Origin of the sequence: Anaerocolumna aminovalerica (assembly GCF_900115365.1) — a bacterium.
In the GTDB taxonomy this organism is placed as follows: Bacteria; Bacillota; Clostridia; order Lachnospirales; family Lachnospiraceae; genus Anaerocolumna; species Anaerocolumna aminovalerica.
Genome location: NZ_FOWD01000006.1, coordinates 152,292 through 174,104 on the forward strand (window position 1 = coordinate 152,292; position 21,813 = coordinate 174,104).

A 21,813-nucleotide genomic window follows, 5' to 3' on the forward strand; every position below is an offset into this window, starting at 1 on the left:
AGGAGTCAAAAATGGAATGGAATGATTTTTGTGTTAAAATAGATAGTATGGGGCGATTTTTTCGAGACAAACTTCATTTTGAATATAATGATGAACAGATAACCTATAAAATTTCCGAACAGGACTATGCCTATACTAAAATTGACTTTAACACTTTAAAAAATAATGCTGAACATTATAGCTTTCAACCATTTTCTATTTTAAATAATTACCAGTATGAGTCCCTTGTTGACTTCCCGGAGGGTGAATCCCGTAGACGTCTTTCAATGAATTTTGAAGAAAGAATTTCCAATCTTGTCATAGCTGATGAAGAAAATAATTTATCATATTCATTTAAAGAAGCCTCGCAAGAGTTACTATACTATGTATTATCTTCTTATGACAATAGACATCTCATACCTAGAATTCCTTCCTCTCTGTTTGAACGTCGCTGTGAAGCATTAGATGATAAATCTATATTTAATATTCTAAAGTTAGTAATACGCTTGCCTTTCTCTGTTTGTGTGGCCTCTAGCATCCCTATAAATCAGGAAAAATTAATTAAGCATGCTAAATCCTATTTATTTAATTTTGCCTTTAACCTGGATTTAGTATTAAAACCTATCTCTGAAATTGACGATCTTTTTCCTAAACGTAATTCCAGAAGTATGCGTAGGATACAAAACCTTGATGAACTTATGCCACCACAACTTACATATATGTCTGAATTAACTGAGCAATACTATATGGCGTTAGCTTCATCCGATCCATTTGTTAAATTTATTGGTTTTTATCACGTTATGGAATATTTCTATGAAGATGTATACAATGAAGCTATATTTGAAAGTGTAAAACATATTCTTCAACACCCTGGATTTTCTTCTAAGAGAAAAAAAGATGTAGCAAAAATTATTGATATTATAAAAAAGAAAACCCGTCAGAGTAAAGAAGAATTTCAAGGTTCAGAACTTGAAGCGTTAGAATTAACCATCAAAAAATTTATTAATATTGGTGAATTAAATAATAATCTAGCTGAATATGATTCAGATATAATTGAATATTATAATCACCATCAAGTTAATTTTTCAAGTGAAGATACTATTGATTTACATGATATATCAAACGAAAAATTGCCTAAAAAAATTGCTGCAAGAATTTATAAAACTCGGAATTCTTTAGTGCATAGTAAATCCAATGATGGCAGGACATTAGAGAGAGGAATATATAAGCCCTTTAAAGACAAAGAGGAATTATCCAAAAGGTATCACGCCACACAAAGAGCAGGAAAGTCCGCTATCTAAGCGGCTTCCCTGCTCCCTGTTTACTATTCAAACTCAATCGTAGCTGGTGGTTTCCCCGTAATATCATAGACTATCCTATTTACATGTTTCACTTCATTAACAATCCTACTAGAAATATGTCCAAGCACATCCCAAGGAATCTCAGCAAATTCAGCAGTCATAAAATCCGTAGTGGTTACTGCACGAAGTGCAACGGTATAGTCATAGGTTCTTTCGTCTCCCATAACACCAACACTGCGAATATTAGTTAATACAGCAAAGTATTGTCCTATACTCCTGTCAAGTCCGGCATTGGCAATTTCTTCACGGTATATTGCATCTGCTTCTTGAAGGATTTTTATTTTTTCTTCAGTTATATCTCCAATAATACGAATAGCAAGACCAGGGCCCGGGAAAGGTTGTCTGAATACAAGTCTTTCAGGAATACCAAGTTCTAAACCGGCTTTTCTTACTTCATCTTTGAATAAGTCACGTAGAGGCTCTATGATTTCTTTAAAATCTACATAATCCGGTAATCCTCCAACGTTATGATGACTCTTGATAACAGCGGATTTTCCTAATCCACTTTCGATAACGTCAGGATAGATTGTTCCTTGAACTAAGAAATCAACAGTTCCTATTTTTTTCGCTTCTTCTTCAAATACACGAATGAATTCTTCGCCAATGATTTTTCTTTTGGTTTCCGGATCGGTTACACCTGCTAATTTGTTATAGAATCTTTCCTGAGCATTAACACGTACAAAGTTTACATCAAATTGCTCAGTGAATACTTTTTCTACTTCATCACCTTCGTTTTTACGAAGTAATCCATGATCTACGAAGATACAGGTTAGCTGTTTACCAACAGCTTTACTTATCATAACAGCCGCTACTGAGGAATCTACACCGCCGGATAGTGCACATAGTACTTTTTTGTCTCCGATTTTTGCTTTTAAATCTTTAATTGATTGTTCAGTAAAGGAGTCCATCTTCCAATCTCCGGAGCATTTACATACTTCATATAAGAAGTTGTTAATCATCTTTGTTCCTTCTTGGGAGTGCACTACTTCAGGATGGAACTGTACACCATAAAGATTTTGGGATGATTTTTCAAAAGCAGCTACAGGACAAGATTCTGATTGAGCTGATATGGTAAACCCTTCCGCAAATTGTTCAATATAATCTGTATGGCTCATCCAACAGATAGTATTCTTTGACACGTCTTTAAATAATTTAGATTCATGATTAACGGTTACTTCCGTTTTACCGTACTCTCTTACAGGAGCTTTGGATACTTTTCCACCTAACAGATAGTTCATTAGTTGAGCACCATAGCAGATTCCTAAAACCGGAATACCTAATTCAAAGATTCCTTTGTCTATAGTTGGAGAATCTTCTGCATAAACACTTGCAGGGCCACCGGTAAAGATAATACCCTTTGGCTGAAGTTCTTTTATTCTCTCAAGGCTTGTATTGTGAGGCAATACTTCACAATACACGTTACACTCTCTAACTCTTCTGGCAATCAATTGGTTATATTGACCACCGAAATCAAGGATGATAACAATTTCCTTATTCACTCGTTCTTCCTCCTATTAATCTGAAATATTACTAAATATGAAATACTAATTTTAACACGAAATATAAGTTAAGTTATATTTATCATTGATTTCTATAAGTTAAATTATTCTCATTAAATATGATTCTAATAAAAATATAGACATAAATCAGATACCATAACTATAGCTTAAAAATATATAGCTATTTTACAACATTTTTTTCGTTAACACCAGTAAAAAATATTGTAGCATTTTATCAAAAAATATACAACTTATATATTTTTTTTGCGAATTAGTCAATGATTATTGGTTATGGAAGCTTCTAACTGTTTCACTTATGAGTTTAATTCATCCAAAGTCTTATAATAAGCAGGCAAAAATTCTTCCATAAATATATTTACCTCTTTCAAATTCATCTTTAATAAGGTCTCTGTTAAAGTCCTTTTTGCACTTGCGAATTCTGTATTACCAGCCTTTTCTTCCTGAATGCATTTTATTAAAGCTGATAATTTATCTGCTGCCTTTACTAACTTCCACATCTGTTCTTCTCCCTCTCGTGGAAAGAACAGATTCTCATACTCTTCTCTAAGATCTACAGGAAGCATGGCTAATAACCGGTTAGCTGCAAAGGTTTCGATTTCTTTAAAAGCTTCTTGGATTTCTTGATTATAGTATTTGATAGGAGTTGGCATATCTCCTGTGATGATTTCGGTAGAATCATGGAAAAGAGCAACCAAGGCTGTTTTCTCCGGATCAGCTTTACTCCCTAATCGCCTCTTTCCAATCACAGCCAGACCATGGGCAAGCATACTAACTTCTAACGTATGTTCACTGATATTTTCCGGTTGAGAGTTTCTCATTAATGCCCACCGCTCAATATATTTCATTCTTGACATCATAGCAAAAAAGTTACTGTCCATATAAACTCCTTTTCTGTAGTACATAAGGATGAAATTCCTCGTCTACGACTCAGAATAACATCCTTATCTCACTTTTCTACTTATTTATTAACTATCTTATTTCTCTGAGTATTTTATTCCTTGGAATACCTCACCAATTGGAACATCTAATCTCTGGAAGCATTTATCCCTTTGAGCCCTTATCCTTCGGAACATCTTCTATCTTGAAACATTCTGTTCCTTAGAATAATCTATCCTTGAACTATCTTATCTCATGCATTTTATCCCTTTAAAACTTTATCTTTGAAACATCTTATCTCTCGAGCATTTTAACCTTTGAACACGTTATTCCTCGAACATTTTATCACTTTGAACACGTTATCCCTTCGTCACATCTTATACATTTTATTCCTCGGAACATCTCATCTGTGGAAGCATTTTATCCTTAGAACATCCTATCCTTAAACCTTTATCCTATGCATATCTTATCCCAAAAATTATTCTACTTCTTATCTTCCAACATCTTTTTAATATAATATCCTGTATAGGACTTCTCATTCTTTGCTACTTCTTCCGGCGTACCTTTGGCAATAACAGTACCCCCTTTATCTCCGCCTTCCGGTCCTATATCTATAATATAATCTGCGGTTTTAATTACATCCAGGTTATGTTCAATTACCACTACCGTGTTTCCACCCTCGGATAATCGTCTTAATATCTCAATTAACTTATGAACATCCGCAAAATGCAGCCCTGTTGTAGGCTCGTCCAAAATATAGATTGTCTTGCCGGTACTTCTCTTGCTTAACTCAGTAGCAAGCTTAATTCTTTGGGCTTCACCCCCGGATAATGTGGTTGAAGGCTGTCCTAATTTAATATAGGATAAACCTACATCATAAAGGGTTTCAATCTTTCTATGAATGGAAGGAATATTTTCGAAGAACTTCATTGCTTCTTCTACGGTCATGTCCAGTACATCATGAATGGTCTTTCCCTTATATTTCACCTCTAGAGTTTCTCTGTTATATCGCTTTCCTCCGCAGGATTCACAAGTAACATATACATCCGGCAGGAAATTCATTTCAATTTTGATAATTCCGTCACCGCTGCATGCTTCACAACGGCCGCCTTTTATATTAAAGCTGAAACGCCCTTTACTATATCCTCTCATTTTGGCATCCGGAGTACTGGCAAATAAATCTCTAATTTGGTCAAATACACCGGTATAAGTAGCGGGATTGGATCTTGGTGTTCTTCCAATTGGCGACTGGTCAATGTTGATAACCTTATCTAACTTATCAATTCCAATCATATCATCATGTCTTCCTGGTATGATTCTGGCTCTGTTTAGGTCTCTTGCCAGACGCTTATATAGAATCTCTGTTACTAAAGAACTTTTACCGGAACCGGAAACACCTGTAACAACAGTCATGATTCCAAGAGGAATATCTACACTAACATTCTTTAAGTTATTCTCTTTGGCTCCTTTAATGGTTAAGAAGCCTCCCCCTTTTCTTCTTTCCTTGGGTACTGGAATCTTAATTCTTCCGCTTAAATAAGCACCGGTAATGGATTCTTCTACCTGCATAATCTCTTCTGCAGTTCCTGCTGCCACTACTTCTCCGCCATGCTCCCCTGCTCCCGGTCCTATATCCACAATATAATCCGAGGCAAACATAGTGTCTTCATCATGCTCTACAACAATTAAAGTATTTCCTAATTCTTTTAGGTTTTTTAAAGTTTTTAATAGTTTATCGTTATCTCTTTGATGTAAGCCAATACTAGGTTCATCCAGTATATAAACTACACCAACTAATCCGGAACCTATCTGGGTAGCTAAACGGATTCTTTGCGCTTCCCCACCGGATAAAGAACCGGTAGCCCTTCCTAATGAAAGATAATCTAAACCTACATCTACAAGGAAGCCAACTCTTGCTCTTATTTCTTTTAAAACTAACTTACCTATTTTCTCCTGGATTGGTGTCAATGTCAGATTGTCCATAAATTCTTTTAAGTCTCTAATAGAATATTCCGTTACCTCTGCTATATTCTTGTCACCAACGGTTACTGCAAGAGATTCTTTCTTTAAACGTCTTCCTCCACACTCTTTACAAGGTGTGGTCTTCATGAAGCTTTCGTATTCCGGCTTAACAGAATCAGAGCATTCACGATAGCGTCTTTCCATATTACGGATCAACCCTTCAAATACAACGTCATACACACCTTCTCCACGTTGTCCTTTATAATGAACTTTCACAGTTTTACCATTGGTTCCGTAAATGATTACATTTCTTATTTTCTCCGGCAAGTCCTTATAAGGTGTGTTTAAATCAAATTTATATTCTTTTGCCAAAGCCTCCAAAGTACATCTTGTATAGCTGGAACGATCTACAACCGATTGCCATCCCATAGCTGCAATGGCTCCCTCTGTGATACTAAGAGACTTGTCCGGTATCAACAAATCTTCATCAAATTCCATCTTAATACCAATACCATGACACTCCGGACATGCACCGAATGGATTATTAAAGGAGAAACTTCTGGGTTCAATTTCATCTATGCTTATGCCACAATCAGGGCAGGCAAAATTCTCACTGAAATTTATTTGTTCCTTTCCTTGAACATCAACCAGCAATAATCCTTCCGTAAGTTTTAATACATTTTCAATAGAGTCGGTAAGTCTGTTTTCAATTCCTTCTTTTACAACAATACGGTCAACGATAATCTCAATATTATGTTTGATATTTTTCTCTAACTTAATTTCTTCCGATAACTCATAAAGGTGCCCGTCTATAATAACTCGAACATAACCGCTTTTCTTTGCCTGTTCCAGTAATTTTACATGCTCGCCTTTTCTTCCCCTTACTACAGGAGCTAACAATTGAATTCTGCTTCCCGATTCCAGACGCATAATTTCATCTACCATTTGATCTACAGTCTGCTTTTTAATTTCCTTTCCGCATTTTGGGCAGTGTGGAATACCGATTCTTGCATAAAGGAGACGAAAATAATCATAGATCTCTGTTACAGTTCCTACGGTAGATCTGGGATTCCTGTTGGTGGATTTTTGGTCAATGGATATTGCCGGGGAAAGCCCTTCTATACTTTCAACATTAGGTTTTTCCATTTGGCCAAGGAATTGTCTGGCATAGGAAGATAAGGACTCCATATATCTTCTCTGACCTTCTGCGTAAATGGTATCAAAGGCCAAGGAAGACTTTCCTGAACCGCTTAACCCCGTTAAAACAACAAACTCATCTCTTGGAATATTGATGCTAATATTCTTTAAGTTATGTTCTTTGGCACCTCTAATTTTTATATAATGTTTCTTGTCAGCCATGTTTTCCTCTTTCTAATTATAAATAATAATTCAAATAAAAATGATATTCATGCCAAGACAGCTTAATATTTAATTAAAAAGTCTTTATCGGTTCAATAATTATGACAACAATTAACTTCCATCATAGATTCAAATTATTAACTTAGCTGTAAATATAATATAATCATAATACTTATCTATTTATCTATTCTTATATTCATACTCATTAATTCTTACTTCATTAATTCATACTCATTAATCCATGTCATTCAATTGCCTTTTCAATTCCATCAAACGGTCTCTTAACTCGGCTGCTGCCTCAAAGTTCAATTCCGCTGCTGCCGCATGCATATCTTTGGCAATCTTCTTCACTACCCCTTCCAATTCTTTTTTGCTCATGGATTCAGGGTCCTTATCCATCTTGTAATAATCTTTATCCGCTTTCTTTGATATGCTTATTAGCTCACGAATCTTTTTCTGAATGGTAGTTGGAGTAATGCCATGTTCTTCATTATATTTATTCTGAATTGCTCTTCTTCGATTGGTTTCTGAGATGGCCTTATTCATGGAATCTGTCATATGATCTGCATACATAATAACCCGGCCTTCTGAATTACGGGCAGCACGTCCTATTGTCTGTATCAGAGAAGTTTCAGAACGCAGGAAGCCTTCCTTATCAGCATCCAATATGGCTACTAAAGTTATCTCCGGTATGTCCAGCCCTTCTCTTAGTAAGTTAATACCTACCAAAACATCGAATACGTCCATTCTCATGTCCCTAATAATTTCAGAACGTTCCAAGGTGTCAATATCTGAATGAAGATACTTAACCCGGATTCCAACTTCCCGCATGTAATCGGTTAAATCTTCTGCCATTCGTTTGGTTAGGGTTGTAACCAATATTTTATTCTTGTTCGCAACTTCTTTATTTACTTCTGAAATCAAATCGTCAATCTGACCTTCCACCGGCCGTACAGAAATTTCCGGATCTAATAAACCGGTAGGTCTGATAATCTGTTCTGTACGAAGCAGCTCATGTTCCTCTTCATAAACGGAAGGTGTGGCAGAGACAAATAACATCTGGTTTATTTTACTCTCAAATTCATCAAAATTTAGCGGACGGTTATCTTTGGCAGAAGGAAGACGAAATCCAAATTCCACCAAAGTACTTTTTCTGGACTGGTCTCCTGCATACATGCCTCGCACCTGAGGTACGGTAATATGGGACTCATCTACAATAATCAAAAAGTCATCCGGAAAATAATCTATTAAAGTATGGGGTGTACTACCCGGTTCCAAGCCGGATAAATGCCTGGAATAATTCTCAATACCGGAGCAGAATCCGGTTTCCCTTAGCATTTCAATATCAAAATTGGTTCTCTCAGATATTCTTTGAGCCTCTAACAGTTTGTCCTCACTTTTAAAGTATTTCACCCGTTCTTCCAGTTCGGCTTGTATGGTCTTAATCGCTTCTTCCAGTTTCTCTTTGGATACTACATAGTGGGAAGCAGGAAATATAGCTATATGTTCCAGTGTACACTTAATTTCTCCTGTTAACACATCAATCTCTGTAATTCTATCTACTTCATCACCAAAGAACTCAATACGAATGGCTCGGTCATCAGAAGTTACCGGGAATATCTCTACTACATCACCTCTTACCCGGAACGTACCGCGCTTAAAATCCATATTATTTCTTACATATTGCAGGTCAACAAGCTTTCGTAATACTTCATCTCTATCCTTAATCATTCCCGGTCTTAAAGAGATAACCATTTCCTGATAATCAATGGGACTACCTAAACCATAGATACAGGAAACACTGGCTACAATAATAACATCCCTTCGCTCTGATAAAGCTGCTGTAGCAGAATGCCGCAGCTTATCAATTTCATCATTAATAGCTGAATCTTTCTCTATATACGTATCCGTTGACGGAACATAGGCTTCCGGCTGATAATAATCATAGTAACTTACAAAATACTCAACTGCATTTTCGGGAAAGAACTCTTTAAATTCTCCGTAAAGCTGAGCAGCCAGTGTTTTGTTATGGGCTATGACTAGAGTAGGTCTGTTCAGGGCCTGAATCACGTTAGCCATGGTAAAGGTCTTACCGGAACCGGTAACGCCCAGTAATGTCTGAAACTGATTTCCTTCTTTAAAACCATTTACCAGTTCTTCTATAGCTTCAGGCTGATCTCCCGTAGGAGCATATTCAGAAACAAGCTTAAAATCACTCATCTGTCTTATCCTTTCTATATAATATCTATTAATTAATAACATTTATAGTTAGTGCTGGCATTTATACCTGTATTATAACTTCTATGCCTTTCCCTTATAGCTTCTCTTATATCAATCTTGTATATTATGGGTAAATCTTATCCGTCCGTAATTATTTCATAAACATAGTGCCTGTTCATGATTTTATAACCTCACTCAGAATTCCCGGTCAAACTTGCTATGCCAGTGCTTTGTCCAGGGTATTATTATATCTTTTTTATTGTATCATAACACAAAAGTAAAATCAATTGTTTTTCGAATGTCTGTTCTATATTTTTCCTTCCTTTTATTTAGGCAAAATAAAAACTAAATTCAGATTTTTATTCAAAATTCATTCAACGGCTTTTAACTCATACAAAGCCAAACTCAACAATCAGGCAAATCCACATCTCCAGGTACAGCCAATTGCTCCTGTCAGATTTATTCCCTCTACTAGGACTGCTTAATATAAAAACGAGTTTTTCTTCCTTTCGGTTTGAAAAACTCGTTTCCCTTTATATCGCTATTTATTTTTCTATTTTTTCTTTAATAATTTCAATTGCCTTTTGTAACTGGTTATCCTCTTCTTTTTTAATGACAACCTTCTTTTTCAGTTCATCCTTTAATTCCACCGTAACATCCGGCTTAATACCTACACCGTGAATGTCCTGGCCTTTTGGAGTAAAATACTTGGAAACCGTTACTTTTATTGCTGTTCCATCTTGTAATGGAATAATAGATTGTACTATACCTTTTCCAAAACTTGTTGTTCCCACAATGGTTCCTTTTTCATAATCTTGAATTGCTCCTGCAAATATTTCCGATGCACTTGCACTTCTTCCATTAATTAATACAACCAATGGTTTGTTAAACTCTTCTTTGCCATCGGATTTCTTTTCTTCACGATTACCATATTTATCTTTCGTGTAAACAATCAAACCTTTTGGCAGCATACGGTCTAACATATCAGAAACGGTGTTTAGCAAACCGCCGGGGTTATTTCGAATATCAATAATAAGTCCTTTTTGACCTTGCTTATCAAGTTCAGTTATGGCATCCCTAAATTGTTGTGCTGTTACTTCATCAAACTCGGTTATTGTAATGTAACCAATCTTTCCATCTAACATTTCATAAGAGATAGTCGGTACTTCAACAACTCTTCTTGGAATTGAGAATTCCAAAGGGTCAGATTCTCCTTCTCTTATAATGGTAACTTCAACTTTGGTTCCTTCTTTTCCCTTAATCCTGCTGACTACCTCAGTTAAATCAAAACCTGTAACTTCTTTACCCTCCACTTTATATATAATATCTCCGGGCAAAATTCCCACTTCATATGCAGGTCCTGTTACAAATGGTGTTACAATAGAAATAATACCAGTACTTACATCCTTGGTTACTGTAGCTCCAATACCACAATAAATACCGCTGGAGGATTCCATTAAGGATTTGTACTCCGCTTTTGTATAATAAGTAGAATATGGGTCACCTAAACTTTGTAATATTCCCTTATAAATTCCATCTGCAATGGCTTCTTCACTCACATCTTCTAGATAATAATGGTTAATGAGAGTTTCTATTTTCTTTATTTTCTGCATTACTTTTTTCTGATACTCTTCATCTTCTGTTTTTGTTGCAGCTTCCGCATTATTAATTCTGTTTAAGCCTGCATTATCATCCTTTCCATCCGGTCGAACTACAAAAACAGTTAGTGCTATGGTAAATATTATCAATGCACCGGCTAAACCAGATAGAAAGCCTGATAGAAATTTATTTTTCATAATAGCCCCCATTTCTTTTAATAATGTCTAAATTTAATAACTTACGTAATTTAGCGGGTTTACATAAGAGCCATCTTTTACTATACCAAAATGTAAATGTGGTCCAGTTGAATATCCGGTATTACCTACTAATGCAATGGTATCTCCTTGATTTACATAATCTCCTACTGATACCAATAATTTGGAACAATGCATATAAACAGTGTAAACACCATCTCCATGATATAACATAATGTAATTACCTGCTGATACGCTGTAAGTTGCAGTAACTACCTCTCCACTCATGGCTGCTTTTATACTGGAACCGGAAGGTGCACCAATATCAATTCCTTTGTGATAGGTACTTGCACCGGCTGTAGGACTTTCTCTGTTTCCAAAGGTTGATGTTATTCTTCCGCTGGCAGGAACAGGCCATATAAAGTTACCGGATACAGTGCCGGATGAAGAACCGGAAGTGGAACCAGAATCAGAACCGGAAGTAGAACCGGATTCACCATTTTCCTGTTTCCTTCTTTCTTCCTCTTCTTTTCTTCTGCGCTCTTCCTCTTCTCTTTTTCTGCGTTCTTCCTCTTCTTTACGTCTTCTTGCCTCTTCCAGCAATTGCTCTATATGTTCTTCCTGTTCTTCAATTTTATTACTATATTCTTCTGACAGCAATTGATTTTCTTTTATGGTCTCTTCATATTTCTTTAGTTCTTTATTCTTATCTACAGATAGTTTTTCAACTGTTTCCTTTTCATATGCAAGTTCTGCTTTTAAAGTTTCCAGATCATCATGCTTCTTTTGAAGAGCAGCTTCTTTATCTATAACATCTTGTTTTAATCTGGTATATTCATCTAAAAGATTGTTATCATACTCGGTAATTTTCGATATGTATTCAACATGATTTAATAGTTCAGCAAGGTTATCCGACTGCAGTATAACGTCAAAATAAGTAGCGTTACCATTTTCATACATGTACTTGATACGTTTCTTCATGGTATTATACTGATTAGCTTCAGCAATACGTGCCGCTTCTAATTCAACCTGGGCAATTTCTATATCCTTATTCACCTGTTCAATATCTTTGTTTAATGCTTCAATCTCATTAGCAAGAGTATTTAACTCCATATCTAATTTTTCTATATATTTAAGTATATCATTCTTATCCTTCTCTAATGCCTTAATTTTTGCTTCTGTTTCTTCTTTCTTTCTTTGCAGGTTGCTTTTTTCATCTTTGGCTTTGTCAATTTCATTTGCAAAGGATAAAATACGGAAAGGATTTATTACCATTATAACCAACAGAGTTATTAGTATACCAAAGAAACCTTTTCTAAGTATATTTTTTTTACCCTTTTGTTGTTTATCAAGCTGACTTTTGTGCATTTTTATAACCATACCCCTTTCAAAGTCTGGATTATCATCAGTTACTTAATTTCTTTTATTCTTAAATGCTTCCTTACGGTCATAAAGCTTCCTACAAATCCGATTCCTATTCCTATGGCTAAGGAAATTGGAATAAGATTGGTGAATATATCATTTATTTTAAGGAATTCAAAGGTACTGAATATATTAATATATTTTTCCGTTATGTAGGATATTACTTTATGATAAATAAAATATAAGCCAACTAACGGAACAAGTGAACCTAAGAATCCGATCATGATTCCTTCCACAATAAATGGGGATCTTATGAAAAAATCCGTAGCACCGATTAGCCTCATAATATAGATTTCTTCTTTTCTAACCGAGATACCCATGGTAACGGTTGTACTTATTAAAAATATAGCAACTGCCAGTAAGATAATAATAATTGCAGCAGAAACATATCCTACCAGAGAATTAAAACTCTCCAGGCCTTCGGCAACTGAATCAGAATGATTAACCTGTCTGACCCCATCTAATTTATCTATGTATTTTACCAGAGATTCCTGCATGGATATATCATTAACATATACGGAATATGAAGCAGAATCTGCCAGAGGATTATCATCACCAAATGTTTCGGCCAACTCTTCACTTAGGTATTTTTCTTTGTAATTATTCCATGTCTCTTCTGCTGAAATATATACGACTTTAGATACTTCCGCTCTTTTTCGAATTTCATTACCAATTGTTTTTATCTTAGCCTCACTAATGCCTGTATCAAAAAAAACCGTTACCCCAACAGAAGTCTCGGCTGTTTTTATCATATATTGAAAATTAGCTACAACAAAATAAAATATACCGAATAAAAACAAACATGCTGAGATTGTACCAATAGAGGCAAGTGAGAATAATCGGTTTCTTCTTATGCTTTTTAATCCTTGCTTTAAGCTATATATAAATGTATTAATTCGCATGGGTATATCCGCCTTTTTGTTCATCACTGATTAATATGCCTTTGTTCATTGTAATTACTCTCTTTTGCATCATATCTACGATTTCTTTATTATGTGTAACAACAACTACCGTAGTACCTCTTTTATTAATTTCTTCTAAAAGGTTCATAATTTCCATTGAATTTTTAGGATCCAAATTACCAGTTGGTTCGTCTGCAAGTAAAATAGCCGGATTATTCACCAATGCCCTGGCTAAAGCCACCCTTTGCTGTTCACCGCCTGATAGTTCACCCGGCAGGGAATTATGTTTGTCTGCCAATCCCATTACAGATAGGATGGCAGGAACATTTTTCTTAATTTGTGAAGCCGGAATTTCAATTACTCTTTGGGCAAACGCAACATTTTCATATACATTGCGGTCCTTAAGTAATCTAAAACTTTGGAACACTACACCAACTCCCCTGCGGTACTTTGCAATCTGACTACGCCTTAGCCTTGATAAATCTCGTCTATTTACAAAGATTCTTCCGCTGGTTGGACTTATTTCCTTTAACATCAACTTAATAAGAGTAGATTTTCCGGAACCACTGCTGCCTACAATAAATACAAATTCTCCCTTGAAAATTTGAAAGTTCACATTACTTAGTGCAGTAGTTCCGGTATTGTAAGTTTTTGTCACTTGGTCAAATCGTATGACTGGTGTCTCTAATTCACTTAAATGTTTACTTATATTATAGGAAAATGCCATATTAGTACTCCAATGTCTCCATATACTTCATGTATTTTACAACCATTAATGCGATCTTAAAGGTAATAGCATCTTCAAATACTCTAAGATCCAAGCCGGTACTCTTTTGTAATTTATCCAATCTGTATACTAATGTATTTCTGTGAATATATAATTGTCTTGAAGTTTCAGATACATTTAAACTGTTTTCAAAAAATTTGTTAATGGTAGTTAAGGTTTCTTCATCAAAATCATCCGGTGACTTTCCTTCAAAAATCTCTTTGATAAACATTTTACATAAGGGCATAGGTAATTGATAAATAAGACGTCCAATTCCTAAGTTATTATAGGCAACTATATTTCTGTCACTATAGAAGATCTTTCCTACATCCAATGCCATTTTGGCTTCTTTATAGGATCTGGATACATCTTTAATTTCATTAACGATAGTACCGAAAGCCACATGAACTTTTGTCATGGCTTCTGTATTCAGCATATCCAGGATTACCTTAGCTGTTTTTTGCATATCTTCATAAGATTCGCTTTGTTTCAGTTCTTTTACAAGAATAATATTCTTCTCATCAACTGCGGTGATGAAATCTTTTGTTTTACCTGAGAATAAACTTCTTACTGTTTCAAGAGCATTCACATCTTTTTCATTTTTAGTTTCGATAATGAAAACAACTCTTCTTACATCTGTTTCAATATGAAGTTTTTTTGCTCTATTATAAATATCTACTAACAATAAGTTGTCTAACAATAGGTTCTTGATAAAGTTATCTTTATCATATCTTTCTTTGTAAGCTACAAGGAGATTCTGAATCTGGAAAGAAGCAATTTTTCCTACCATATAAACATCATCACTGTCTCCTTTTGCTAAAATAACATATTCCAATTGATGTTCATCAAAAACCTTAAAGAATTGATATCCTTGTAAAACCTGACTATCTGCCGGGGATTCTACAAATGCCAGTACTGCATTCTCATAATCTTCCGCATTATTTATAGTTGTAGCCAAAGCTTTACCTTCTGTATCCATAACACAAATATCAATTCGAGTAATAGCTTTTAAACCTTCAATTGTATTCTGTAGAATTTGATTGGAAATCATATAGTCCACTCCTTCAGTGTAAAAATTTAATTTTCTCTATTAATATATACTTATCCTACTCATTTTATCATTATTTTCGTCAAAAGTAAACTAATATCACAGATTTTTCACGATATTTTTCGTACAATTAGATTAACCGGCATGATTTGCTAATTAGTTTTTTCATTAAACTAATGTAAAACCAGTTAAATGCTAATAAAAATCCTTAAAAAAAGACAAAGAACTGTCCCCCCACGTTACAGTTTTTTGTCTTTTTTATTCTTTATATTCTATTAGTGTGTTATTACTTGTTCAGTATCTTTGTCAAAAATGTGAACTTTTCCTAAATCAAATGCCACTTTAATAGTATCACCAGGTCTTGCTGTTGTACGTGGATTTACACGTGCAGTTATATCAAACTGATCAACAGTAAAGTATAAATAAACTTCAGCACCTAATAATTCATATACTTTTACAGTAGCTTCTATAATACTGTCTTTGGAATTATTGATGAATACTTCTTCGTCATGAACATCTTCCGGACGTACACCAAGAATAACTTCCTTATTCTCATATCCGCCGTCTAATAACTTCTTCGCTTTTGCTTCCGGTAACTTAATGGAATTAGAACCAAATTGTAATACAACATCGGAACCGGATTTTACAACCTTAGATTCAATCATGTTCATCTGAGGTGATCCAATGAATCCAGCTACGAATAAGTTATTTGGACTGTTATATAAGTTCTGAGGTGTATCTACCTGCTGGATTAAACCATCTTTCATAACAACAATTCTTGTACCCAGAGTCATAGCCTCTGTCTGGTCATGGGTAACATAGATTATTGTTGTTTGTAATCTTTGATGTAATTTAGAAATTTCAATACGCATCTGAACTCTTAATTTTGCATCCAAGTTTGATAAAGGTTCGTCCATAAGGAAAACCTTAGGGTTACGAACAATAGCACGACCCATGGCAACACGTTGTCTTTGTCCGCCGGATAAAGCCTTTGGTTTACGATCTAATAAATGTTCAATATCAAGGATTTTAGCAGCTTCATGAACTAACTTATCAATTTGATCCTTGGGAGTTTTTCTTAGTTTTAATCCAAATGCCATATTATCGTAAACTGACATATGAGGATACAATGCATAGTTCTGGAAAACCATTGCAATATCTCTATCCTTTGGTTCAACATCATTAACTAATTTATCCCCGATGTATAATTCACCAGCAGTAATTTCTTCTAATCCGGCAATCATACGAAGTGTAGTAGATTTACCACAGCCTGATGGTCCTACAAAAATGATAAATTCTTTGTCGGCAATCTCAAGGTTAAAATCCTTTACGGCAACAAAGCCATTGGGATATGTTTTGTTAATGTTCTTTAAAGATAAACTTGCCATTATAATTTCCTCCCTAAATTGGTTCGTCTTTTTCAGTATTTTGTCTTGTACTATTACTATATTACTAATCATACACTAATAGTACTTTGAATGCCATATCCCATTTTTACAAATAAAAATCCGGCCTTTTGTCTAATTTGTATACACTTTTCCAATAATAGGGTTTTTACCTATCTTTCGCATAAAAAAATTGAAATTTACTGTTTATATTCAATAAAACCCTCTCCCATTACTTCTCTTACATCGCTTACTATAATAAATGCTTTTGGGTCAATTTCTGAGACTAGCTCCGTAAGATCTACAATTTCTTTTTTTGATACGACACAAAACAGCATTTTCTTATCTTTATCGGAGTACATTCCTTTTGCATAAACACCGGTAACTCCACGCTCTAATTTTTCCATAATGGCTTTGGCAATTTCATCATAGGAATCGGAAATTACATAAGCCATTTTTGCAAATTTCAAACCTTCCAGAATTCCATCCGACACTTTCGTTGTGATATAAACAGCAATAATAGCATACAAAGTTTTAGAAATACCAAATACCATGGCACCAACCGCTACAACAAAACCATCGATAACAATTAAAATCCGTGGAATGGAGTAGTAGGGTTTAAATCTGTGGATCAACATAGCCAATAGATCTGTTCCGCCGGTAGAAGCAGAAGCAACAAATATCATTCCTAAACCCACGCCCCCAAGTGCCCCGCCAAACACAGCAGCTAATAGGTAATCCTCCGGCAATATATTAACAGACGGAACTAATGCTAACGCTGCCGATAAACACAATGTTGCAAATAAGGTATGCAATAAAAGCTTCTTACCAAGTATATAAACGGCACATATAATTAAAGGTATATTTAGAATAATGTTTGTAACCCATAGAGGTATCCCGCCTTTAATAATAAATCCGGTAAGTTCCTTAATAACAATTGCAAGGCCGGTAATACCTCCTGTTACCATCCCCAGAGGTTCATATACTAAGTTAATGGATACCGCCATTAATATAGTACCTATTATAACAAAAACATAATGCATTGCTTTTGATTTCATCAAATATTTTTCCATGTGCAAGTCCCTTTTCTCCAGAGTATTTATTCCATTACAAGATTAATTTTTATACAAGACACTTATCATTTTTAAGAATTGAAACGAAGTATATTACTTATCATTCCTATTTGAACTCAATATATTTACCGGATTACTATAGTCGTTTTCTGATTTTGTTCTATAACATTAATTAATTAATTAATTATTTCATCTATAGTTACCTTATTTTATAATTACCCTTTATATATAGTGTAACTGTTGTAGTAGCCTTTATGCCGCAATTTGAGTCCGGAGATAAAAATATATTATATTTTACCACCGTATTACCATTTTTAAAAAGTTCCCCGCTGGATAAGTTAATTAACCCACCCTGACCTTTCACTGTTGCATTACCAGAATAAAGTATAAGTTCAGATCCCTCACCAGCTGTCAGGGTTTCGTTTTTCTTAACTGTTACTTTTTTATAGCCTCCGCTTCCCGCGCCTGAAGATTCCCCTAATCTTTTATCTAAATAACTTTTTGTAATTAAGGGATCACCTGCAGAACCCGGCTCTGAAGTAGCAGCACCAACTTCAATTCCTACTTTAAAAACAACGAACAGGATTACTATAAAACTTATAATAATTCCGACTTTTTTCTTATGCATATTTGAATCCTTTCTTTTCCAACGTACCCTATAGTATAACAGAAATTCCTATGTCTGACAAGCCTGAACATCAGGTCTGACAGGCCTAGTCAGCATATTTCATTGCTTTTCATTTTATTTATTCAATCAAATATTTTTACTTGTTATTTGCCAATGACAGTATGGCTATTGAAGCAATAAAAGCTTTTAGGGACAATGGAATACGGGTGCCCGGTGACTATTAAGCTATTCTATTATTAAAAAAGTGCTGCTGGCTTGAGGTTGATAATAACTGAAATAATCTCTAATAATGGATATTTTCAATTCATTCCTTGATATGATATAATGAAAACGGATTGAGGAATTTACAAGCTGACTTACAAAGTTCTACCTGTTAAAAAAGGCGCTACCGTGCCAGAATCGAGGTTGTTATGCAAAATAAAACCATATTAGTTACTGGTTCCTCCAGGGGAATTGGAAAAGCCATCGCAATAAAATATGCAAAGGAAGGCTATTCTGTTATTATAAATTGTGCACATCGAGAGGAAGAATTACTGGCTGCAAAAAAAGAAATCGAAAGATATCAGGTTCCCTGTCTATCCTTTCTTGGTGATATTAGTAATTATGATGTTGCAGCCCAATTATTTCAGCAGGTTTCAAATACATTTGGCCATTTAGATGTATTAGTGAATAACGCAGGCATTTCCTATATAGGCCTTTTTACCGAAATGACTCCCAGCGACTGGCATAAGGTTATTGATACCAATTTAACTTCCGTATTTAATTGCTGTAGGCTGGCAGCCCCCCTTATGATTTCACGCAAATCCGGAAAAATAATCAATATATCTTCCGTATGGGGCTTGGCTGGCGCTTCCTGTGAAGTGGCCTATTCTGCATCCAAAGGAGGTATCCATGCCTTTACAAAAGCCTTAGCAAAAGAATTAGCACCAAGTAATATTCAGGTAAATGCCATAGCATGTGGTGTTATTGACACTGAAATGAATGGATTCTTAAGTGCTGAGGATAAAGATTCTTTAGTTGAAGAAATACCAGCCAATCGTTTTGGTACATCCGAAGAAGTAGGTGAATTGGTTTATCAACTTACACATGGAAATGAATATTTAACAGGTCAGATTATTTCCTTAGATGGGGGATGGATATAATTTTTCATCAGCTTATAAGAATATATAATTTGATGAAAATTAAGCCTATTACCTGTTTATCTTACGGATACCTGTTATTAAAAAAATAGATTAGATATAAGAATCCTTTAAAATTGTTAGGGTGTGTGATTTTATAATCACACACCCTAACAACCATTATAAAAGTAAATGCTGAAACCCTACCTTTAAACAACGTTTCGGAATTCTTGTATATTGTAGTTATAACTTAAATCTGAATCTAAAATACACCTAAAAATTACACGATATAATAAACAGTTCCACCCGTTCAAAATCAATAAATCAAAGGAAGTTTACATAAAATAATATATCGAACATAATATATTAATATTTTTATTACATACACTTCCTTCTTTCATTGTTTATTTAAACTACTATCTTTAGAATAAATCCAATGTCCTCATTAGATTCTGTAACTGAACTATATCCATTGAAGCTTCTTTAACATTTTGACCTGCGTACTCAGAAGCCTCCTTTGTGGAAATATTTTGCGTTACTAAGGTACCATTACATTCATAAGTCCATGATACCGTATTCAGATTATCAATCATAGCCAGCAAAACACATGCATATGCTTTCATTCTTTCATTAAAAATTTGTTCTTTGTAAGCTTCTACCGGCTCTTGAAACTCCAGGGTCCAACCATAAGGTTCTGTTGTTGTCTGCAGGGAGTTCAAATAATTTCCCAATTCCCCATGGATGCCCAAAGCTCCAGCAACTTTTGAATTAGCAGGCATCTCACCAATATATTTATGTTTTGTATTATAAACTTCTGCCACCTTTTTAGAGACAGGCTCCCCTTTATATACAATTAAATCTTCAAAGTAAACCGTATCTACCTTCCCTTTTAAACGGTAACTTGCTGTAAACTTATTACTACTATTTAAAATTGAGGAAGGCGCCTCATAAACAGAAATTCTTATTTCACCATCCTGTTCATCAAAAGTTGCACGAGTATATGCCATGGAAGGCTCCAGTATTTCTCCGCTGAATGTCAGTACATTATCTTCCAGCTTCACATTGTACTGGGTCGAAGCGGGAGACACAGTAAAGCCATGTTCAAATACTCTCCAAACAAATAAGCACATTACAACAACAGCCGTTATCAATACTCCGATTCCTGCAACATACCATGTACGATGTTTTACCTTTTTAAGATAATTTATCTCCTTCTTATCTTCCTCATTAATTTTCACTTCACCCTGCTTCATATCCTCCAATAACTGCTTGCATTCCTTACATTCTTTCATATGAGATTCCACCGCTTCATTGGTTACATCATTTGTTAGTTTTTCTATATAAGATGGCAGCAAATCCTTTACAATTTCACATTTTAAACCTTCACTCATCTTTCTTTACCTCCTTCAACAGTTTTTCTTTTCCTCTGAAATAGTTGACTCTTGCCCAATTTTCTGACATTCCCATAATATCCCCAATTTCTCGAAATGATAAATCCCCTGCTAACCTTAAATATATCACTTCCCGCAATGGTTCCTTTAACTGATGGAGTTTTCGCATTAACTCCACTTTGCTTATATCTGAAATTACCATATCCTCCGCAGAACACACGGTATCTTCTTCTATTTTGTCATCAGAAATCACTATCTCCTTATTCTTTTTCATCCAGGCCAGCCATGAATTCTTGGCTATTGCACAAAGCCATGTAGATATTTTACAGCTCCCATCATATTTACCGGCGCATCGTACCGCTTGATAAAATGTCTCCTGGGTAATTTCTTCGGCCAAATCTTCGTTATGAGTCAGTGATAATAAATAACGATAAACCGTTTTTGCATGCTCCTTATATATTTGCTCCATGGAGTCCACTATACGATTTCCTCCTTTCTGCTGAATCTATCTATTAATTGCCTGAAACATGAATTCGTTACAGTTTTATTTAAAATTATTTATTTAATTTTATTTATAGTATTTATTCAAGTACTCTTATTAATGGCTGCACTAAGTCTTCCGATGTTTAATTGATGCATTAGTTTCCTATCTTAACTTTTCCCATTTTAACACTGGAAAAACATTGCGTAAACCTTTTAGAACAAAGTGTCTTCGACACTCTCAACTCCCCTGACCCCTCATTCATGAGGGGAAGGGGTTTTCTTTTTTGTTACTTTGCTTCATAATAGTCTTATGAGTATATTAAAAGATATTTTGAGAGACCATTATGAAGAAACGCTATATATTTTACACCCTCGTGATACAGTCATTGATAACATTAATCGTATGCTTAACTGTGGTGATTCTGCTCACGGCGGTGCTTTTTGGGGCTGCCCTGAGTGTGGTAAACTTAGGTTTGTTCCTTATACTTGCAAAAGCCGTTTCTGCCCTTCCTGCGGTAACATGTACA

17 protein-coding genes are annotated in these 21,813 nt (G+C 34.9%); 3 read left to right on the forward strand and 14 right to left on the reverse strand.

The window, feature by feature from the left end; translation table 11 throughout:
* The first annotated feature begins 11 nt into the window (after positions 1-11).
* Positions 12-1,280 (forward strand): hypothetical protein, encoded by a 1,269-nt coding sequence (locus BM183_RS05460; RefSeq protein ID WP_091685066.1) that lies wholly within the window; start codon positions 12-14, stop codon positions 1,278-1,280.
* Between the two features lie 23 nt (positions 1,281-1,303).
* On the opposite strand, the gene guaA is transcribed toward BM183_RS05460, so the two are convergent.
* The 12 genes from guaA to BM183_RS05520 all read right to left on the reverse strand — a co-directional run bounded on the left by guaA (position 1,304) and on the right by BM183_RS05520 (position 18,294).
* A complete protein-coding gene (gene guaA, locus BM183_RS05465) occupies positions 1,304-2,839 on the reverse strand; it encodes a glutamine-hydrolyzing GMP synthase (protein WP_091685068.1) in 1,536 nt (511 codons plus the stop codon).
* A gap of 314 nt (positions 2,840-3,153) precedes the next feature.
* Positions 3,154-3,762 carry a 5'-deoxynucleotidase gene (gene yfbR / locus BM183_RS05470; protein ID WP_330392332.1) on the reverse strand — a complete coding sequence of 203 codons (609 nt, stop codon included), beginning with the start codon at positions 3,760-3,762 and terminating at the stop codon, positions 3,154-3,156.
* A gap of 457 nt (positions 3,763-4,219) precedes the next feature.
* On the reverse strand, positions 4,220-7,057 hold the full coding sequence (gene uvrA / locus BM183_RS05475; RefSeq protein ID WP_091685070.1) for an excinuclease ABC subunit UvrA: 2,838 nt from the start codon (positions 7,055-7,057) through the stop codon (positions 4,220-4,222).
* A gap of 234 nt (positions 7,058-7,291) precedes the next feature.
* Positions 7,292-9,277: an excinuclease ABC subunit UvrB gene (uvrB, locus tag BM183_RS05480; protein ID WP_091685071.1), complete on the reverse strand. Its 1,986-nt coding sequence runs from the start codon at positions 9,275-9,277 to the stop codon at positions 7,292-7,294.
* A gap of 545 nt (positions 9,278-9,822) precedes the next feature.
* Complete coding sequence (locus BM183_RS05485) at positions 9,823-11,073, reverse strand: S41 family peptidase (protein ID WP_091685073.1); 1,251 nt, start codon at positions 11,071-11,073, stop codon at positions 9,823-9,825.
* A 33-nt stretch (positions 11,074-11,106) separates the two neighbouring features.
* Positions 11,107-12,438 carry a murein hydrolase activator EnvC family protein gene (locus tag BM183_RS05490; RefSeq protein WP_139221483.1) on the reverse strand — a complete coding sequence of 444 codons (1,332 nt, stop codon included), beginning with the start codon at positions 12,436-12,438 and terminating at the stop codon, positions 11,107-11,109.
* Positions 12,439-12,479: 41 nt separating this feature from the next.
* Positions 12,480-13,394 carry a permease-like cell division protein FtsX gene (ftsX, locus tag BM183_RS05495; RefSeq protein WP_091685077.1) on the reverse strand — a complete coding sequence of 305 codons (915 nt, stop codon included), beginning with the start codon at positions 13,392-13,394 and terminating at the stop codon, positions 12,480-12,482.
* On the reverse strand, positions 13,384-14,121 hold the full coding sequence (ftsE, locus tag BM183_RS05500) for a cell division ATP-binding protein FtsE (RefSeq protein ID WP_091685079.1): 738 nt from the start codon (positions 14,119-14,121) through the stop codon (positions 13,384-13,386). Before ftsE ends, ftsX begins: the two co-directional genes overlap by 11 nt.
* A gap of 1 nt (position 14,122) precedes the next feature.
* Complete coding sequence (locus tag BM183_RS05505) at positions 14,123-15,211, reverse strand: PucR family transcriptional regulator (protein WP_091685081.1); 1,089 nt, start codon at positions 15,209-15,211, stop codon at positions 14,123-14,125.
* Positions 15,212-15,483: 272 nt separating this feature from the next.
* Entirely contained in the window at positions 15,484-16,596 is a 1,113-nt protein-coding gene (locus BM183_RS05510; RefSeq protein ID WP_091685082.1) for an ABC transporter ATP-binding protein, read from the reverse strand.
* Positions 16,597-16,793: 197 nt separating this feature from the next.
* Entirely contained in the window at positions 16,794-17,666 is an 873-nt protein-coding gene (locus tag BM183_RS05515; RefSeq protein ID WP_091685084.1) for a YitT family protein, read from the reverse strand.
* Positions 17,667-17,865: 199 nt separating this feature from the next.
* Positions 17,866-18,294: a hypothetical protein gene (locus BM183_RS05520; RefSeq protein ID WP_091685086.1), complete on the reverse strand. Its 429-nt coding sequence runs from the start codon at positions 18,292-18,294 to the stop codon at positions 17,866-17,868.
* A 410-nt stretch (positions 18,295-18,704) separates the two neighbouring features.
* Here BM183_RS05520 and ymfI point away from each other — a divergent pair, with 410 nt between their 5' ends.
* Positions 18,705-19,436: an elongation factor P 5-aminopentanone reductase gene (gene ymfI / locus BM183_RS05525; RefSeq protein ID WP_091685088.1), complete on the forward strand. Its 732-nt coding sequence runs from the start codon at positions 18,705-18,707 to the stop codon at positions 19,434-19,436.
* A 398-nt stretch (positions 19,437-19,834) separates the two neighbouring features.
* Here the strand turns inward: ymfI and BM183_RS05530 are convergent, their stop codons facing one another.
* Together BM183_RS05530 and BM183_RS05535 are read right to left on the reverse strand one after the other, a co-directional pair.
* The gene (locus BM183_RS05530) at positions 19,835-20,803 is read right to left on the reverse strand and encodes a DUF4825 domain-containing protein (protein ID WP_091685090.1); all 969 of its coding nucleotides are present in this window, start codon (positions 20,801-20,803) and stop codon (positions 19,835-19,837) included.
* Positions 20,796-21,272 carry an RNA polymerase sigma factor gene (locus tag BM183_RS05535; RefSeq protein ID WP_330392334.1) on the reverse strand — a complete coding sequence of 159 codons (477 nt, stop codon included), beginning with the start codon at positions 21,270-21,272 and terminating at the stop codon, positions 20,796-20,798. Before BM183_RS05535 ends, BM183_RS05530 begins: the two co-directional genes overlap by 8 nt.
* Before the next feature lie 324 nt (positions 21,273-21,596).
* On the opposite strand from BM183_RS05535, the gene BM183_RS05540 reads away from it, so the two are divergent.
* On the forward strand, positions 21,597-21,813 hold a 217-nt coding region (locus BM183_RS05540), incomplete at its 3' end, for a transposase zinc-binding domain-containing protein (RefSeq protein WP_170847898.1).

Bases quoted from the DNA above. Each gene is read 5' to 3' on its own strand.
- BM183_RS05505 (WP_091685081.1), bottom strand. From the start codon at position 15,211: ATGATTTCCAATCAAATTCTACAGAATACAATTGAAGGTTTAAAAGCT.
- BM183_RS05515 (WP_091685084.1), bottom strand. From the start codon at position 17,666: ATGGAAAAATATTTGATGAAATCAAAAGCAATGCATTATGTTTTTGTT.
- ymfI (WP_091685088.1), top strand. From the start codon at position 18,705: ATGCAAAATAAAACCATATTAGTTACTGGTTCCTCCAGGGGAATTGGA.
- BM183_RS05485 (WP_091685073.1), bottom strand. From the start codon at position 11,073: ATGAAAAATAAATTTCTATCAGGCTTTCTATCTGGTTTAGCCGGTGCA.
- BM183_RS05460 (WP_091685066.1), top strand. From the start codon at position 12: ATGGAATGGAATGATTTTTGTGTTAAAATAGATAGTATGGGGCGATTT.
- uvrA (WP_091685070.1), bottom strand. From the start codon at position 7,057: ATGGCTGACAAGAAACATTATATAAAAATTAGAGGTGCCAAAGAACAT.
- yfbR (WP_330392332.1), bottom strand. From the start codon at position 3,762: ATGTACTACAGAAAAGGAGTTTATATGGACAGTAACTTTTTTGCTATG.
- ftsE (WP_091685079.1), bottom strand. From the start codon at position 14,121: ATGGCATTTTCCTATAATATAAGTAAACATTTAAGTGAATTAGAGACA.
- ftsX (WP_091685077.1), bottom strand. From the start codon at position 13,394: ATGCGAATTAATACATTTATATATAGCTTAAAGCAAGGATTAAAAAGC.
- BM183_RS05520 (WP_091685086.1), bottom strand. From the start codon at position 18,294: ATGCATAAGAAAAAAGTCGGAATTATTATAAGTTTTATAGTAATCCTG.
- BM183_RS05535 (WP_330392334.1), bottom strand. From the start codon at position 21,272: ATGGAGCAAATATATAAGGAGCATGCAAAAACGGTTTATCGTTATTTA.
- BM183_RS05530 (WP_091685090.1), bottom strand. From the start codon at position 20,803: ATGAGTGAAGGTTTAAAATGTGAAATTGTAAAGGATTTGCTGCCATCT.
- BM183_RS05510 (WP_091685082.1), bottom strand. From the start codon at position 16,596: ATGGCAAGTTTATCTTTAAAGAACATTAACAAAACATATCCCAATGGC.
- BM183_RS05490 (WP_139221483.1), bottom strand. From the start codon at position 12,438: ATGCACAAAAGTCAGCTTGATAAACAACAAAAGGGTAAAAAAAATATA.
- uvrB (WP_091685071.1), bottom strand. From the start codon at position 9,277: ATGAGTGATTTTAAGCTTGTTTCTGAATATGCTCCTACGGGAGATCAG.